This window comes from Brevibacillus sp. IT-7CA2 (assembly GCF_949767855.1).
Classification (GTDB): domain Bacteria; phylum Bacillota; class Bacilli; order Brevibacillales; family Brevibacillaceae; genus Brevibacillus.
Genome location: NZ_CATKQT010000052.1, coordinates 38,430 through 54,454, shown reverse-complemented (window position 1 = coordinate 54,454; position 16,025 = coordinate 38,430). Strand labels below are relative to the sequence as shown.

16 protein-coding genes are annotated in these 16,025 nt (G+C 48.6%); 14 read left to right on the top strand and 2 right to left on the bottom strand.

What is annotated here, in order from left to right:
• The first annotated feature begins 20 nt into the window (after nt 1-20).
• The 4 genes from ACM6JA_RS25940 (at nt 21) to ACM6JA_RS25925 (ending at nt 3,299) form a co-directional block, all read left to right on the top strand.
• Nucleotides 21-2,282 (top strand): ATP-dependent RecD-like DNA helicase, encoded by a 2,262-nt coding sequence (locus tag ACM6JA_RS25940; protein ID WP_414854705.1) that lies wholly within the window; start codon nt 21-23, stop codon nt 2,280-2,282.
• A 74-nt stretch (nt 2,283-2,356) separates the two neighbouring features.
• Nucleotides 2,357-2,836, top strand: coding sequence for a PRC-barrel domain-containing protein (locus ACM6JA_RS25935; protein WP_007717616.1), 480 nt, complete (start codon nt 2,357-2,359; stop codon nt 2,834-2,836).
• Between the two features lie 34 nt (nt 2,837-2,870).
• Nucleotides 2,871-3,077: a hypothetical protein gene (locus ACM6JA_RS25930; protein ID WP_007717618.1), complete on the top strand. Its 207-nt coding sequence runs from the start codon at nt 2,871-2,873 to the stop codon at nt 3,075-3,077.
• Nucleotides 3,078-3,104: 27 nt separating this feature from the next.
• Complete coding sequence (locus ACM6JA_RS25925) at nt 3,105-3,299, top strand: hypothetical protein (protein WP_228088569.1); 195 nt, start codon at nt 3,105-3,107, stop codon at nt 3,297-3,299.
• 116 nt (nt 3,300-3,415) lie between these two features.
• Here the strand turns inward: ACM6JA_RS25925 and ACM6JA_RS25920 are convergent, their stop codons facing one another.
• A complete protein-coding gene (locus ACM6JA_RS25920; RefSeq protein WP_007717619.1) occupies nt 3,416-4,102 on the bottom strand; it encodes a TerC family protein in 687 nt (228 codons plus the stop codon).
• A gap of 379 nt (nt 4,103-4,481) precedes the next feature.
• Between ACM6JA_RS25920 and ACM6JA_RS25915 the strand changes: the two genes are divergently transcribed.
• From ACM6JA_RS25915 to ACM6JA_RS25875, 9 genes are all read left to right on the top strand, one after another.
• On the top strand, nt 4,482-5,546 hold the full coding sequence (locus ACM6JA_RS25915) for an AI-2E family transporter (protein WP_414854704.1): 1,065 nt from the start codon (nt 4,482-4,484) through the stop codon (nt 5,544-5,546).
• A gap of 313 nt (nt 5,547-5,859) precedes the next feature.
• Nucleotides 5,860-8,508 (top strand): alanine--tRNA ligase, encoded by a 2,649-nt coding sequence (gene alaS / locus ACM6JA_RS25910; RefSeq protein WP_414854703.1) that lies wholly within the window; start codon nt 5,860-5,862, stop codon nt 8,506-8,508.
• Between the two features lie 110 nt (nt 8,509-8,618).
• Nucleotides 8,619-8,879 carry an IreB family regulatory phosphoprotein gene (locus ACM6JA_RS25905; protein ID WP_414854921.1) on the top strand — a complete coding sequence of 87 codons (261 nt, stop codon included), beginning with the start codon at nt 8,619-8,621 and terminating at the stop codon, nt 8,877-8,879.
• A gap of 9 nt (nt 8,880-8,888) precedes the next feature.
• On the top strand, nt 8,889-9,305 hold the full coding sequence (gene ruvX / locus ACM6JA_RS25900) for a Holliday junction resolvase RuvX (protein ID WP_007727933.1): 417 nt from the start codon (nt 8,889-8,891) through the stop codon (nt 9,303-9,305).
• A gap of 5 nt (nt 9,306-9,310) precedes the next feature.
• Entirely contained in the window at nt 9,311-9,601 is a 291-nt protein-coding gene (locus ACM6JA_RS25895; RefSeq protein ID WP_007727932.1) for a DUF1292 domain-containing protein, read from the top strand.
• Between the two features lie 146 nt (nt 9,602-9,747).
• The gene (gene mltG, locus ACM6JA_RS25890; protein WP_173618883.1) at nt 9,748-10,848 is read left to right on the top strand and encodes an endolytic transglycosylase MltG; all 1,101 of its coding nucleotides are present in this window, start codon (nt 9,748-9,750) and stop codon (nt 10,846-10,848) included.
• Nucleotides 10,849-10,953: 105 nt separating this feature from the next.
• Complete coding sequence (locus tag ACM6JA_RS25885; RefSeq protein ID WP_414854702.1) at nt 10,954-11,589, top strand: O-methyltransferase; 636 nt, start codon at nt 10,954-10,956, stop codon at nt 11,587-11,589.
• Nucleotides 11,590-11,640: 51 nt separating this feature from the next.
• Nucleotides 11,641-12,285, top strand: a complete 645-nt coding sequence (gene udk / locus ACM6JA_RS25880) for a uridine kinase (RefSeq protein WP_414854701.1) — start codon at nt 11,641-11,643, stop codon at nt 12,283-12,285.
• Nucleotides 12,286-12,390: 105 nt separating this feature from the next.
• Entirely contained in the window at nt 12,391-14,217 is a 1,827-nt protein-coding gene (locus ACM6JA_RS25875; RefSeq protein WP_414854700.1) for a peptidoglycan D,D-transpeptidase FtsI family protein, read from the top strand.
• Here the strand turns inward: ACM6JA_RS25875 and ACM6JA_RS25870 are convergent.
• A complete protein-coding gene (locus tag ACM6JA_RS25870; RefSeq protein WP_007727927.1) occupies nt 14,129-14,620 on the bottom strand; it encodes a Mov34/MPN/PAD-1 family protein in 492 nt (163 codons plus the stop codon). The two genes, ACM6JA_RS25875 and ACM6JA_RS25870, sit on opposite strands and share 89 nt — an antisense overlap.
• A gap of 216 nt (nt 14,621-14,836) precedes the next feature.
• Here ACM6JA_RS25870 and ACM6JA_RS25865 point away from each other — a divergent pair, with 216 nt between their 5' ends.
• Nucleotides 14,837-15,901 (top strand): HD-GYP domain-containing protein, encoded by a 1,065-nt coding sequence (locus ACM6JA_RS25865; RefSeq protein ID WP_414854699.1) that lies wholly within the window; start codon nt 14,837-14,839, stop codon nt 15,899-15,901.
• The last annotated feature ends 124 nt before the right edge of the window (nt 15,902-16,025 follow it).

Below are 16,025 nucleotides of genomic sequence, written 5' to 3'. Positions count from 1 at the left end.
TTATGTAAGGAGGCGTTTAGATGGACGAGCAGCAGTCAATCTCGCTGTTTGCAGAAAACTTTATTAGAGGATTTGTTTCTCAAGAAATTTTTTACAAGGAAGAAACGTGGTACGGAGTTATCCGTCTTAAGATAGAAGAGACTACCGAATCGATTAAAGAATCGGAGGTCATTATTGTCGGTAATTTTCCTCGCCCGCATCCAGATGAGCTGTACACCTTTTACGGTGAATGGAAGACACACCCTCGTTTTGGACAGCAGTACGTAGCAAAGCGCTACGAACGTGAAACGCCGAAAACATTGGCCGGGGTTGAGCGCTACTTAGCCAGTGGCTTGTTTCAAGGGATCGGAAAGAAGATGGCCAAACGAATTGTCGAGCAGCTCGGGGTAGATGCGCTGTCAATTATTGCGGACTTCCCAGAGCGATTGGCTGAGGTACCAGGCATTTCTGAACAACGTGCCAAAACGATCTATGATTCCGTAGTCGAGCATCGCTCCTTGGAAAGTGCCATGGTTTTTTTGTACGACTTCGGCATTGGTGTGAACATGGCGCTGCGTATTTATCAGACCTACAAGTTGGAAACGATGACAGTGCTGAAGGAAGAGCCTTATCGGTTGATTGAGGATGTCGTAGGAATCGGCTTTAAGCGGGCAGATGACATTGCGCGAGCAACAGGAATCTCTGCTTCCTCCGAAGAACGTGTGAAGGCGGCGGCCCTCTTTGTCTTACAGGAGGCTTCGTATTCAGAAGGACATGTTTATTTGCCTGTGGAGGAGCTTTGTGAAAAAACGCTGGGCCTTCTCGAAGAGTGCGGGGGGCACGTCTTTTCTGGAGACGATATTCAACTGGCAGTGGAAGCCCTGTTTGTGTCAAGCAAAATTGCCTGGGAAGATGAGCGGGTGTATTTGCCCTCGCTGTTTTTTGCCGAGCTCGGTCTTGCCAAAAGACTGCGTCACTTCGCTGCGCGGGATGAATTCGGTACGTTCCCGACATCAGAATTTTACCGTGCATTAGGGGCGGTTGAGGATGAGCTGGCTATTACGTATGCCCAGACGCAGCGTGATGCCATTGAACAGGCGATCAAAGCAGGTCTGATGCTTTTGACAGGGGGACCTGGTACGGGGAAAACGACAGTCATTCGTGGGATTTGTCGTGTCTTTTCTCAGCTTCATGGATTATCTCTGGACTTGAAAAAATACAGCGAAGAAAATCCGTTCCCGATCGTTCTTGTGGCTCCTACTGGACGTGCAGCAAAACGTATGACAGAGACTACGGGTCTACCAGCGATGACCATCCATCGCTTGCTCGGTTACAAAGGGGAGAGCTTCGAGCATGACGCGGAGCACCCAATCCGTGGTCGGCTATTAATTGTGGATGAAATGTCCATGGTCGATATCTGGCTCGCAAATCAATTGTTTCGTGCGGTCCCAGACGACATGCAGATCATCATGGTAGGTGACCCTGACCAGTTGCCTTCCGTAGGACCAGGCAACGTCCTGTTGGATATGATTCGATCTGGATTGCTACCGTTGGTACAGCTGACAGAAATTTATCGGCAAGCAGAAGAGTCCACCATTATTCGGTTGGCCCATGATGTACGCAAGGGGAATGTACCGGCAGATTTGCTACAAACCACCCCGGATCGGCGATTCTTCACAAGTTTGCCACAAGAAGTTCCGGAAGCAGTGAAACAAATTTGCTTCGGAGCCGTAAAAAAAGGATATACGGCAAAAGATGTTCAGGTATTAGCCCCTATCTATAAAGGTAATGCCGGTGTGAACCGGTTGAATGAAGAATTGCAGGAGCTGTTTAATCCGAAAACGCCACAAAAGCGTGAAGTTACTTTCGGCGAGACGACTTTCCGTACTGGGGACAAGGTTCTGCAATTGGTGAACAATGCTGAAGAACAGGTGTTTAACGGTGACATGGGTGAGATCGTCGCCATCTTTTTCCCGAATGAAAATGCGGAGAACCAGGAGATGCTGGTCGCTGCTTTTGATAACAGGGAAGTGGTGTACAAGCGTTCGGATTATCATCAGCTGACGCTTGCCTACTGCTGCTCGGTTCATAAGTCTCAAGGTAGCGAATTTCCGATTGTGATCATGCCGTTTGTCAAAAGCTACTACCGTATGCTCAGACGCAAGCTAGTCTATACCGGGATTACCCGGAGCAAATCATTCCTCATCATGTGTGGAGAGCCGGATGCGTTCCGCGCTGCTGTAGAGTCTGATGAGGAGGGGGTACGGTACAGTTACCTGGAAGAACGGCTAAAGCAAGAGTGAAGTTGGAACCATTTGCGCCGAATGGATGTGTCCATTTCGCCTGATACTAACAAGGCGGAAGGGGGATGTCCCACATGCGCAAGGCAATGGATGCAGTCGGATTGCCAGTTGTTTGCCTACAAACAGGGGAGACGATTGGAACCGTGCGTGACATTCTTTGCGACTCCACTTGGCATGTACGAGGAGTCTTGCTGAGCGAACAGGGCTGGTTCCAATCAGGTACCTATATTCCTACCGAACATATTCATGCGGTCGGGGAGTCCTGCCTTACCGTATCGGGAAAAGACGCGATCACGCCCTTACCTAATCTCGCCGGACTAGAGCCTGTCGGCATTGTGACGGGAAAGACGAAGTTAAAAGGAAAAGCGGTGATAACCGCATCCGGAGAGTGTTTGGGGAGGCTGGAAGATGTTTACTTTTCAGCCAACTGGGAGAAACTTGTAGGGTACGAACTATCGAATGGCTGGCTTGCAGATATTACGGAAGGACGAAAGCGCCTCCCTGCACCAGCATCCGTTATCATCGGGGAAGAAAACCTGATCGTGCCGGACTAGTTCGTGGCCAGGCGTGAAAGGGAGGAAAAGCGTGATGCGTGTCATATGCCCGAATTGCAGTTCCAAAGACGTAGGAAAGATTGGAACCAATCAATACTATTGCTGGAACTGCTTTATAGAAATGAGCGTTTCCAATGAGCAGATCGCTTCTGTCTACCAAGTTGAGGAAGATGGATCTTTGCATTCGCTCAACGATCTGTTTATTGAGGATCAGACAGTAACCGCTCACTTGAATATGTAATGGATTTGAGCGGCAAAACCAATGGAGGTGGCACGCTTGTTCATTCGAGGCCTGTTGCGGGTTCTGGCCACAAGCGGAATTGTGGCGATCATTGGCTATTGGATGGCTCCGCGACGTCGCAGTCGGTTTTCATTGAATTGGAATCAGTTGCCCTTCTCCATGCGTGATGTGACGCGTATGTGGAAATCAGGTCGTAAGCTGATGCGTGCCGTTACTCGTTAACACAAAATGTGAAGTGGAACGTAAATAAACACCCGAACATACACTGTGTTCGGGTGCTTTTTTTTCGACATACATGAAAAAGCTCCGTCGCGGAAACGACGGAGCCTTGCTTTGCATTAAGATTGTTCTGCCAAACGTTTTTGCTGTTGGCTTTTCATGCGTCCGATCAACAGGACACCAACCACAACAGCTACGATGAATACCCATTTGACCCAAGGGTAAGCGGCAAAGAATGGTGTGAGGAACTTCTCGCTTGTTACCATGCTCGCAGCGGTATACGCCAATACGGCAGAACCGATATATATAACGATCGGATATTTCTCGATCAGCTTCAAGATCAATGTGCTACCCCATACCATGATCGGAACACTGATGATCAAACCGATAACTACCAGAAGGAAATCACCATGTGCTGCACCAGCAACCGCGATAACGTTATCCAAGCCCATTACTGTGTCGGCTACGATAATCGTCCAAATCGCTGCTCCAAGCGATCCACTTGCCTTCATATTCTCATGACCATTATCTTGAATCAGCAGTTTGAGGGCGATCCAAATGAGAATCAAACCACCTACAAGCAGCAGACCAGGAATTTTCAACAACCAAACGACAGCGAGTGTCGCCAATGCACGAATGACAATTGCACCAACCGTTCCCCAGATGATGGCTTTCTTTTGCTGATGAGCAGGCAGGTTACGAGCCGCCATCCCGATGACGAGGGCATTGTCCCCGGCCAGCACCAGGTCGATGATAACGATAGAAAGTAATGCGGTCCAAAACTCAGGGCTTAACAATAAATCCATTTCTCTTCCTCCTCCTAATCCATTTTGGAAGCGAATAATCCGCTGGCCGTTTTCTTGATACCTCCTATAGTGTGTGTAAAGGGGCGAAAAAGAAAACGACCTTTCCCGGGACAGGAAAAGGTCATTGGGAAAACAAAAATAGACCTTTTACCTGGTCGGCAAAGGTCTTGCTTACAACATTTACGAAAATGTTGCCAACATAGCCGGGGAAAAATCCCGTAATGACGACTATGTTGCGAAAAAGCTACTCCCCTTTGGAGATATCCTCTTGTAATTACATACTACTGAACACGAAATTGTGTGTCAATAGGTTACATGAAATTAATGTGAATGAGACAAGCTAAAAAAGATGTTTGCAAATAGGGAGGAGTTGGGGAACGTGGATGAACTTCGGCGAAGTCGTCTATTTGCTGCTGCTGTTTGGCTCATCGCACTTTTGGTCATCGGCAATCTGCTTTGGCTGCTCCGACCAGTCCTGACACAGTTGTTTTCGGTCATAAAAGAAGTGCTCGTTCCCGTCATATTGGGACTCGTCATCGCTTACTTGCTCCATCCGGTCGTGCAATTGCTAGAACAAAGAAGAGTTCCGCGCTTAATGGCAGTCCTGCTCATTTATGGATCATTTGTACTGGTGATTACTATTGCGATCATAAACGCCATCCCTGTTTTTACGAAACAATTGGTGGAGCTGTCAGACGATATTCCCCGCCTGATGGATTGGTATTATACATGGATGAGTGAGTGGGAGGCACGAAAGTATTTCTTGCCGGATAGCATCTCGAAGGGTGTGGACCGGGTGATCATCCAGTCGAATGAGGGAATGTCTCATTCCATATCGAAAATTGTGGATAATGCTCGACATTCGATGGGAAAGTTGTTTGCTTTTGCTATCGTGCCGTTTATCGCTTTTTACTTTTTGAAGGATATGAAGCAGTTGCATGAGACGGGGATGTCGATTGTTCCAAAGGCTTATCGGAAGCAAGTGCTGATCGTCCTGCGGGATATTAATGAATCCTTGGGTAAATACATACATGGACAAATGATTGTCGCCCTGATCGTAGGCGCTTTCGCATACCTGGGCTACTGGTGGATCGGCATGCCGTATCCTTTTGTACTGGCTGCATTCGTATGTCTCACCAACATCATTCCGTACATCGGACCATTGATTGGGGCGGCACCGGCAGTTGTGATCGCGATTACGATTTCCACCAAGACACTACTACTCGTTCTCGTTGTCAATCTCATCATTCAAATCGTGGAAGGGAATATTTTGTCCCCAAACATCGTTGGTCGTTCTTTGCATTTGCACCCGCTTCTCATTATCTTGGCACTGCTGGTAGGGGAGACTGTAGGGGGGATCATCGGGCTTATCGTTGCTGTCCCCATTCTTGCCGTTTGCAAAGTGATCGTCAGCCGAATCGCTGTCATGATGCATGAAAGTTGACAGTGATCAGGTAAAATATTTATAATATGGACAAAGTGATTTATGTGAAATCAATGAGGGAACGAGTATGTTGCAGACCTTTTACAGAGAGGGCGCTCCATGGTTGAGAGGGCGACCAAAAGAAGAGCAGCAGAAGGCTACTCCTAAGACCGGGCAAAACCCGGCGGCTTGGCACCGTTAGACGCCACTTAAGCGACAGGCCTTGGCTCAGATACGTGTAGCGAGCCTGTAAGCAGGGTGGTACCGCGAGAAAATCAGTTCTCGTCCCTGAGGGGATGGGGACTTTTTTTATTTTTAGATGAGGAGAATGTAGATGAAGAAACTGACAGGCAATCAAATCCGCCAGATGTTCCTCGACTTTTTTGTAGAAAAAGGACATCGCATTGAGCCTAGCGCTCCATTGGTTCCAATCGACGATCCTTCCCTTCTGTGGATCAACAGTGGTGTGGCGACTCTCAAGAAATATTTTGACGGCCGAATCATCCCGGACAACCCGCGCATCACGAACTCGCAAAAGTCTATTCGTACGAACGATATTGAAAATGTGGGACGTACTGCTCGCCACCATACTTTTTTTGAAATGTTGGGTAACTTCTCTATCGGTGAGTACTTCAAGGAAGAAGCGATTGAATGGGCATGGGAGTTTTTGACGAGCCCAAAATGGATGAGCTTTGATCCAGACTTGCTTTCCGTTACCATTCACCCAGAGGACGAAGAGGCATTTGAGCTGTGGAGCAAGAAAATAGGTGTTCCAGAAGAGCGAATCATCCGACTGGAGGGCAACTTCTGGGATATCGGAGAAGGCCCGAGCGGACCGAACACGGAGATTTTCTATGACCGTGGAGAAGCGTTCGGAAACGACCCGAGCGACCCTGAGCTATACCCAGGTGGGGAGAACGAGCGTTACCTGGAAGTATGGAACCTGGTATTCTCCCAGTTCAACCACAATCCAGACGGTACCTACACGCCGCTGCCTAAGAAGAACATCGATACGGGGATGGGTCTTGAGCGCATGGCGTCTGTCATCCAAGGCGTAGACAACAACTTTGAGACAGACTTGCTGTTCCCGCTGATCGAAAAGACCACGGAAATCTCCGGTGTGAAGTATAAAACAAGCCCTGAGATGGATGTAGCCTTGAAGGTTATCGCTGACCATGCACGTACGGTTGTGTTTGCGATCGGTGACGGTGCGCTTCCATCCAATGAAGGACGTGGCTATGTCATTCGCCGTCTGCTTCGCCGTGCCGTACGTATGGGGAAAAAGCTGGGCGTGGAGAAGCCATTCCTGTACAGCTTGACTGAGACAGTAGGAACGATGATGGGCGAATTCTACCCAGAAGTTGTCCAAAAGCGTGCGTTTATCGAAAAAGTTATTCGTGCCGAGGAAGAGCGTTTCCACGAAACACTGAACGACGGTCTGGCGATCCTGTCTGACATGGTGAAGGCAGCAAAAGAGGGCGGAAAGACACAACTGTCTGGTCAAGATGTCTTCAAAATGTACGATACGTATGGATTCCCTGTTGACTTGACGGAAGACTTCGCAGACGAGCAAGGGCTGACTGTCGATCGCGATGGCTTTGATCAAGCGATGGAAGAACAGCGTGAGCGTGCACGTGCAGCACGTCAAGATGTAGACAGCATGCAAATCCAAGGTGGTCCATTGTCTGATTTGACGGTTACGAGCCAATTTGTTGGTTATACTGAATTGGTAGCAACAGGTAAAGTTGAAACGATTATTTTGGACAACCAGCTGGTAGAAGAAGCAGAAGAAGGTCAAACCGTACAAATCGTTCTGAGCCAAACTCCTTTCTATGCAGAAAGCGGCGGTCAGATCAATGACGAAGGTTTCCTGATTTCTGATATCGTGAAAGCACGTGTGACAGATGTACAAAAAGGACCAATGGGTCAAAATGTACATTCCGTCATCGTCGAAGCAGGTACCCTGCGCAAAGGCGATGAGGTTCGCGCGGAAGTGAACCGTGAAGCACGTTTGGCTATCACCCAAAACCATACAGCGACTCACTTGCTTCATCAAGCACTCAAGGATGTCCTAGGAACGCATGTCAATCAGGCAGGTTCCTTGGTAGCACCAGAGCGTCTCCGTTTTGACTTCACTCACATCAGCTCCATTACTCCAGAAGAGCTGGAGCGTATCGAAGCGATCGTGAATGAAAAAGTGTGGGCAAACCTGAGTGTCGAGATTTCCAACAAAGCATTGGCTGAAGCAAAAGCGATGGGCGCGATGGCGTTGTTCGGTGAAAAATACGGCGACGTTGTACGCGTTGTAAAAGTGGGTGAGTACAGCCTGGAGCTGTGCGGCGGATGCCATGTGAACAATACCGCTGAAATCGGTCTGTTCAAGCTAGTTAGCGAGAGCGGTATCGGTGCAGGTACACGCCGGATCGAAGCAGTAACAGGACGCGGCGCTTACCAGTTCTTGAACCAGCAGTTCACTACACTCAAAGAAGTGGCGCAAGCACTCAAAGCACCAGTACTGGCTGAAGCACCTGCACGTGTAGAAGGTCTGCAACAACAATTGAAAGAAGTACAGCGCGAAAACGAGTCCCTGCGTGCAAAACTGGGGAACATCGAGGCAGCGTCGTTGACGGATAAACTCCAACAAGTAGACGGCATGAATGTACTCGCTGCACGTGTTTCCGCTGTCGATATGGACAACCTGCGCGGTATGGTAGATGAGCTGAAAAACAAACTCGGCTCCGCTGTCATTGTGTTGGGTGCGGTCGATGGCGACAAGGTGAACCTCGTTGCAGGTGTAACCAAAGATCTCATGGATCAAGGCATTCACGCTGGCAAGATCATCAAAGAAGTCGCAACTCGTTGTGGTGGCGGCGGTGGTGGACGTCCTGATATGGCACAAGCCGGTGGTAAGGATCCATCCAAGCTGCAAGAAGCACTGGATGCAGTGGTTGACTTCGTGAAGAGTCAAGCAGTAGCGAAATAGTGCGATTGCACGAGAAATTTGTATAATCGACAGGAGTAAACGAAATCCGAGTCGAATACAAAAAAGAGTAGGTAACCAAAAGAGTCTCAAAGGAAATCGAGGTGTTGATTGTGAGTTCGTTGGATAATACCATGAAATTCACGGTGCCACAGGAAGCGAATGCGGCGGATGTGCAAGAAACATTGACAGAGGTGTACAAAGCCCTGCAGGAAAAAGGATACAACCCGATCACCCAGATCGTAGGTTACTTGCTTTCTGGCGACCCGGCGTTTATCCCACGCCACAACAACGCGCGGAGCCTGATCGGCAAATTGGAACGGGACAAAATCATAGAAGAGTTGGTGACCGTTTACTTGTCAGAGCGCAAGTAGACCTTAACGATGACACGATTGATGGGGTTGGATGTAGGCGACAAGACGATTGGAGTGGCTGTCAGCGATGAGCTGGGATGGACTGCGCAAGGAGTAGAGACCATCAAGCGACAATCCAAGGAAAAGGATCTTGCCCGCCTGAGCGAATTAGTTTCGCAGTATCAAATTGGGGCTTTCGTCGTTGGTTTGCCCAAAAACATGAACGGAACCATAGGCCCGCGTGCTGAAATGTGTCAAGCATTTGGCAAGCTTTTGGAGGAACGCACGTCTCTTCCTGTCCACATGTGGGACGAACGCTTGACGACGATGGCGGCAGAGCGTATGCTGATTTCTGCTGATGTCAGCCGTCAAAAGCGAAAGACAGTGATAGATAAAATGGCGGCCATTTTAATCCTCCAAGGATATTTGGACGCGAAATCGAGGTGACCACAATGAGTGAAGAGATGATGGAAGAGTTCGAAGTGGGCGATGTGATCGCGCTAACAGAAGAAGGTACCGAGGAACCGCGAGATTTTCGTATCATGTACATTTTTGACATTGAAGACCGCAGCTATTTGGTGCTCGTACCAGTAGATCAGGAAGAGGAAGAAGAGTACGAGGTTCACTTCCTGCGTTATGATGGTACAGACATGCTCATGCCAATCGAAGATGATGAAGAGTGGGAGCAAGTAGAAGCTACCTTCGAAACTTTGATTGCTGATTTGGAGAAAGACGGAATTTAATAGATTCGTGAGAAAAGGGTCCGCAACTGGCGGGCTCTTTTTTATGACTTTTTTCGCCAAAATCACCCATGAAGTGACAGTTGGATAAGCCTCTTGTATAATGGATGGGATGGAGATAAAGAGACCCTAAAGGGAGGATTTCTAGCTTGAAACCAATGTCAGCGAAGCCTGATTTTAACCCTGGCCGCCCTATGACGCATCGACGCAGACGCGGCGGACGAATTGTGATGTGGCTGGTTGCCTTATTGTTGTTGATCATTTTGGCTGCGGGGGGAGCAGCGTGGTACGTGTACCAGCAATTACAGCCGGTTGCAGGTGAACAGACGGTGAAAAACGTGGCGATTCCGTCCGGTTCATCCGTACAAAAAATCGGTCGATTACTGGAAGAACAAGGCCTGATCCGAAATGCCGATGTATTTAATTACTACGTGAAGTATAAAGGCGTGGCCCCTGATCTTAAGGCGGGAGAATACCAATTTACGACTGGCCAAGCCATTGACGAGATACTAACCGCCATGGTGGAAGGAAACACGGTGATCAATGCGAACCGATTTACGATCCCAGAAGGCTGGAATGTCGAACAGATCGCAGATCATCTCGATAAAGAAGGCATTGTAGAGAAGGCGGCGTTCTTAAAAGAAGTAAATGAAGGTGCATTCCCCGACTATCCTTTTGTCGCAGCCATTCCGAAGCATGCAGACCGAAAACACCGTCTGGAAGGGTATCTGTTCCCGGAAACGTATGAGGTAGACAAAGACGCTACGGCGCATGATGTCGTCTCGCGTATGCTGGCTCAATTCCAAAAGGAATGGAAGCCAGAGTGGACAGAGCAGCTGAAGCAGCACGATTTAACACTGGATAAAGCGGTTAATCTCGCATCGATCGTTGAGCGTGAAGTAACAGTAGACAAGGAGCGTCCGCTTGTAGCAGGCGTGTACTACAATCGGATTCGCGATAAGTGGCCGTTGCAGGCTGATGCTACGGTTCAATTTGTTCTCGGCAAACAACGAGACCGTCTGACCTTCGAGGACCTAAAAGTAAAAAGTCCGTACAACACGTACACAAATCCTGGATTGCCACCGGGACCGATTGCAAGCCCAGGCAGAGCTTCGCTTGAAGCCGTCGTCAATCCGGCGAAACACGATTACTTTTTCTACGTGACGAAAAAAGACGGAACGTCCGAGCATTACTTTTCCAAAACACTGCAAGAGCATGAAGCAAATGATAAGAAAAGCAGGGGAAACTAACCAAGTTTCCTCTTTTTTTTGCATGCGATCAACAGCGCTTGACGTAGCCAAGCTTTCTCAAGGTGTGCTATAATAATTCGGTTGTAACGAAAGAGGAGTGAAATCATGATTACCAATCCGGCAATTGACGACTACGTGTCAAGCCTGGTACCCGAGCGTTCTCCGCTGCTCAAGCGACTGGAGCAGGAGGCGGCAGAGGAAAACATTCCGATTGTGCAGCTCCCGTCCGCTCAAGTCATGCGGATGTTGTTGTTGCTGCATCGTCCCAAAGCGATTCTTGAAGTGGGTACGGCAATTGGCTATTCCACCATTTGGCTTGCAGAAGCTGCACCGGAAGCGCGAATTGTCACGATGGACATAGATGAAGATCGATTGGTGAGAGCACGGGAAAATATAAAAGAAGCAGGATGTGCAGATCGTGTGGAAATACTCTCACGTGACGCCACTTTAGGGCTGCCGGAGTCGTATCAATTTGACTGCTTGTTTATCGATGCAGCCAAAGGTCAGTATCGAGTATTCCTCGATTTGTATCTACCGCTTCTTCGCGAAGGCGGTTTGGTAATCAGCGACAATGTCCTGTTCCGAGGACTGGTGGCGACCCCTGAAGAAGCGGGCAAGCGCCAGCGTCCGATGGTGGACAAGCTGCTTTCTTATAATTCACATCTGATGGAGCGTCCTGATTTAGAAACGACATTTATTCCGGTCGGAGACGGGTTGGCCATCTGTATGAAAAAGAAGTAAAAACATAGGGTCGTAAACGTGTAAAGCATCATGAGGAAGGGGACATGAAGCATGGGTAACCCCGTATTGATTGGGGTAGCGGGAGGCAGTGGTTCTGGAAAAACGACTGTAGCAAAGGAGCTGTACCGCCAGTTCCAAAATGATAGTGTAACGATGATTGAGCAGGATTCCTACTACAAGGATCAAAGCCATTTGAGCCCAGAAGAGCGGGCGTTGACGAACTACGACCACCCCTTCGCTTTTGACAACGATTTGTTGCTTGCGCATTTGCAGGAGCTGATGCAAGGAAAAGCGATCCAAAAACCGATCTACGACTTCAAGGAGCATAACCGCAAGCCGGAGCAAATCCAGGTCGACCCGAAGGATGTCATCATTCTGGAAGGAATGCTGATTCTAGAGGATGAGCGGATTCGTGATTTGATGGATATCAAAGTATTCGTCGATACCGATGCGGACGTGCGTATTGTACGCCGAATCGTACGTGACATCGAAGAGCGCGGTCGTTCCCTCGATTCTGTCGTGACACAGTATCTAAACGTCGTTCGACCGATGCATTTGCAGTTTATTGAGCCGACCAAGCGATATGCAGACGTCATCATTCCAGAAGGCGGCTACAACCGAGTAGCATTGGATCTGTTATCCACGAAGATCAGCAATATTTTATTGGAGAAGCAACAATTCGCCAATCAATCTTAAATACCAAAAGTGCACCGTGACGTACGGTGTGCTTTTTTCTTTGTTCGTTGTTTCTGTCGCGTACATTCCGGCAATACTGGTGAAAAAAGCCAGGGAGGGAATTCGATGCAGCTGGATCGACGAATCAAAAGACGTCACTTTCTTGTGTTGTTGTCCATGTCGTTGTTATGGCTCGGTTTGGTCGTGCGATTGTGGTGGATTCAACTCGGTTCGCCCCATCGGTTTTCTCGGCATGGCGTTGATTTGGTAAAGGCAGCAGTAAAGCAAAGACAGCAAAGCATCGTGCTGCATAGCGGGCGTGGCGATATCGTGGATCGAAATGGGTATGCCTTTACCGGAGAAGAGCATCTCGCCTTGATTTTGTTCCCGTTGGCGCGTGGGAGCCTGCAAGGAACAGATGGCTTGCAGCGATTGGCTCACATAACCGAAGAATCCAAGGAACGGCTGTCGGAGACGATGGAAAAGGCAAAAGTACCGCTGCTCATGCGAGAGGAGTCCGGCAAGCTGGTGATGCTCACCGAGCGGCAGGCTGAGGAAATCAATGCACTTGCCATCCCGGGAGTTGTGGCTTTGGCGGTGACAGAGCGATACCGCACGGATGAAGTAGCCAAGCATCTGATTGGTTTTATCCATAAAAATCCCGACATGGTGCAGAAGCTGTATCCTGATGAATGGACCAGCGGCAAAATGAATGCCGAGAGTACGCTGGGAGCATCGGGTCTGGAGCGAAGCTTTGACCGATTTTTACAGGGGGTAGAGCCGTCTGTCTTGTCCTATTATGTAGATGGGCACGGACAACCGCTCCGAGGGTTGGATATTCGCTATACAAAGCAGTCGAATCAATACTATCCGTTGTCATTAACGACTACCTTGGATGCAGCAATCCAGAGAAGCATGGAGGCAACAGCCGATCAAGTAGGGTTAAAAGAGGGCAGTATCGTCGTTTTGGACGTACAAACAGCCGATGTTCTTGCAGCTGTGAGCCGCCCTACCTATGATCAAACGAATGTCACAGGAAACGCAAGCAACTGGAAGAATCGCGCATTCAAACAACTCCCACCTGGTTCTGTCTATAAAACAGTGATAGCAGCAGCAGCTTTGGCGGAAGGAATCGTTTCACCAATTGACCGTTTCACATGTACAGGTGAGTATGGGAAATACCAATTCTCCTGCTGGAAAAAAGAAGGTCACGGCAGTGTGACACTGGAAGAAGCGTATGCCCAGTCCTGTAACATTGCGATTGCCCATATCGCCAAGATGGTGGGCGGAGAAAAGTTGGAGGAATATGCAAAAAAACTGGGCTTGACCACTCAAGTGGGGCATGTTACGCCTCATCTGTATAAACTGAAAAACTTCAAGCAGCTGGATGGTGAAGAGCCGGGTAGAGTCTTTGCAGAGGGAGTATCCCGCGACGATGAAGGCGTCCTGATTCAAAGCGCCATCGGTCAGCGGGATGTACGAATATCCCCCTTGCAAGCGGCCAACATGATGGTAACGATTTTGCGTGGCGGTCAAAGCTCTCAAGTAAGGCTGGTAAAAGAGATCGCATACCGAAATGGTCAGTCGTTCCACGCATTCCCAGAGCAGGAGCTCTCTTTGGACGGAATTGACTACGTCACTGCCAATAAATTGCGAAAAATGATGCGCAAAGTCGTCACTGAGGGAACAGGACAGATGCTCATGAATTCCGCTTGGCAGGTGGCAGGCAAAAGCGGGACTGCGCAAATCGGGGATGCGAATGGAAACAACCACCTGTGGTTTCTCGGGTACGCCCCGTTAGAAGAGCCGCGTTACGCCATTTGTGTCGTGGCAGAAAATCAGCCGAGCTGGGGAAAAAACCAGGCTATGGAGCTGTTTCACCGAGCTGTTGCTGAGCTTGCCGATCATACAGCTCAATCTTCCCAACCTCGCGAAGAGTATTTCCGAGGATGAATCCTCTTGCGTTAATTTGATTGTTTTTACCTAGTCCGACGATCAGCATGAGGGGAGAGGAGGACATGTACATGGATTGCGACGCTTTTGACCAAATGGTTCTCTTATCACCTTTGCTGGGAGATAGGCGTTTTACCGTATGACTATGCCAATCACCAATGTATTTCCATTGTCGATGTCTGCTTAATTTGCGGACGAGCTTATTGAGATGCGTGTCATCGAAAAAAATAGAGTGTGGCTGGTGAATCGCATTTGGGCCTGGTTCACTTGCATACGTAACGACCCATCTATCCTCACCAAGTGGGTATCCCATCATAACCCCTCCTGTTTCCAGTGAGGGTTTTTTTCGTACGGCCTGCTCAATCTGTTTCCACGCTTTTGGTGTGATGTACAACGTCGTCATGAGACGTTCGTCCCTCCTTGATAAAACCACTGACATTTGCTTGATATCATATGTATGCGAATTATGAAAGGTCCCGGCGTCCAGCAAAGTTATGAATTGTCGAAAAAAAGATTGTAACTCACCCTCTTCCTTTCTATAATTTGAGTAAAAGTGTGAGTTCAAAAAGTCGACTTTTTGAACAACCTCTAAAAGACGGAGACTGGAAAGGTTGATTGTATGCCTTTGGCACCTGTTGATCTCTCACTGATTGGACAAGTTTTAGCGGCTGATTTGTACACCGAACAAGGAATTTTGCTGCTGGGACAAAACACGACGATCACGCCTGCCCATGTGATTTTATTGCAAAAGCAACGAGTCCGTGAGGTTGACATTATACAGAGTCTGACGGAGGGAACGGGTGAGGAAGTTACTTCTCAACTATTCCAACTAGAGGCAGATTCCGAAACCGTTGCTGCTTATGTACAAGCTCTCGACAAAACGAGACTACTCTTCGATGAACTGACAGTTGGCGTAGCACCGAGTCTTGATCATTTTTCCAACATCTTTTTTGATGTAGCAGAAAAATCGACGAAGCATTTGGGGTTGTTCCGGAACTTGTACGTACTGGAAGGGGCAGACAGCTATACATACCGACATTCATTAAATGTAGGCATTCTCTGTTCGCTCATTGCTCGCTTGTTGAAATGGGATGAAGAGCGAGTAGCATTCATGGGGACAGCAGGATTTTTGCATGACATTGGAAAAATGAGGGTACCCAAGGAAATATTGCTTAAGCCAGGCAAGCTAAGTGAAGAAGAGTTTACGATCATGAAGAAGCATACCATCTACGGCTATGAAATGATCCGTGAGATGAAGGGTGGGTCTGAGCTGTTGGCATTGTGTGCCTTGCTGCATCACGAGCGACTCGACGGGTCTGGCTATCCGGAGCAAAGAAAAGGCGATAGCATTCCGATCGAATGTCAGGTGCTTGCCGTTGCCGACATGTTTGATGCGATCTGTTCTGATCGGGTGTACAAAGGGAGGACTTCTCCATTCGAGGCGGCACAGCTCCTGTGGAAGGAAGCCTGTAATGGAATATTGAACGTTGAGATCGTTGCACAGTTTGTGCGCTACATTGCCTTGCTGTACGTAGGTGCGAAGGCGAGGTTGAGTAGCGGGGAAGAAGTCGAAGTGATTCTTATTCATCAGGATGAACCGATGCGTCCGTTGGTACGAAGAATGGGTGAATTCCTCGATTTACGGCATGATCGCAAGCTGACGATTGAAAAAATGATTGGATAGGAACGTCGATGCGAAAAAGGTGAAATCGCTCTTGAGAAATGAGAGCGGTTTCATTGTTGCTGATCTGTGAACGATCGTCGGGAAAGCTCGATCCGCTTGGCAGATTGTGACACAATGAAAGTGT

Coding starts and splice junctions, on each gene's coding strand:
- ACM6JA_RS25940 (WP_414854705.1), top strand. CDS start 21: ATGGACGAGCAGCAGTCAATCTCGCTGTTTGCAGAAAACTTTATTAGA.
- ACM6JA_RS25935 (WP_007717616.1), top strand. CDS start 2,357: ATGCGCAAGGCAATGGATGCAGTCGGATTGCCAGTTGTTTGCCTACAA.
- ACM6JA_RS25930 (WP_007717618.1), top strand. CDS start 2,871: ATGCGTGTCATATGCCCGAATTGCAGTTCCAAAGACGTAGGAAAGATT.
- ACM6JA_RS25920 (WP_007717619.1), bottom strand. CDS start 4,102: ATGGATTTATTGTTAAGCCCTGAGTTTTGGACCGCATTACTTTCTATC.
- alaS (WP_414854703.1), top strand. CDS start 5,860: ATGAAGAAACTGACAGGCAATCAAATCCGCCAGATGTTCCTCGACTTT.
- ruvX (WP_007727933.1), top strand. CDS start 8,889: ATGACACGATTGATGGGGTTGGATGTAGGCGACAAGACGATTGGAGTG.
- ACM6JA_RS25895 (WP_007727932.1), top strand. CDS start 9,311: ATGAGTGAAGAGATGATGGAAGAGTTCGAAGTGGGCGATGTGATCGCG.
- ACM6JA_RS25885 (WP_414854702.1), top strand. CDS start 10,954: ATGATTACCAATCCGGCAATTGACGACTACGTGTCAAGCCTGGTACCC.
- udk (WP_414854701.1), top strand. CDS start 11,641: ATGGGTAACCCCGTATTGATTGGGGTAGCGGGAGGCAGTGGTTCTGGA.
- ACM6JA_RS25875 (WP_414854700.1), top strand. CDS start 12,391: ATGCAGCTGGATCGACGAATCAAAAGACGTCACTTTCTTGTGTTGTTG.
- ACM6JA_RS25870 (WP_007727927.1), bottom strand. CDS start 14,620: ATGACGACGTTGTACATCACACCAAAAGCGTGGAAACAGATTGAGCAG.
- ACM6JA_RS25865 (WP_414854699.1), top strand. CDS start 14,837: ATGCCTTTGGCACCTGTTGATCTCTCACTGATTGGACAAGTTTTAGCG.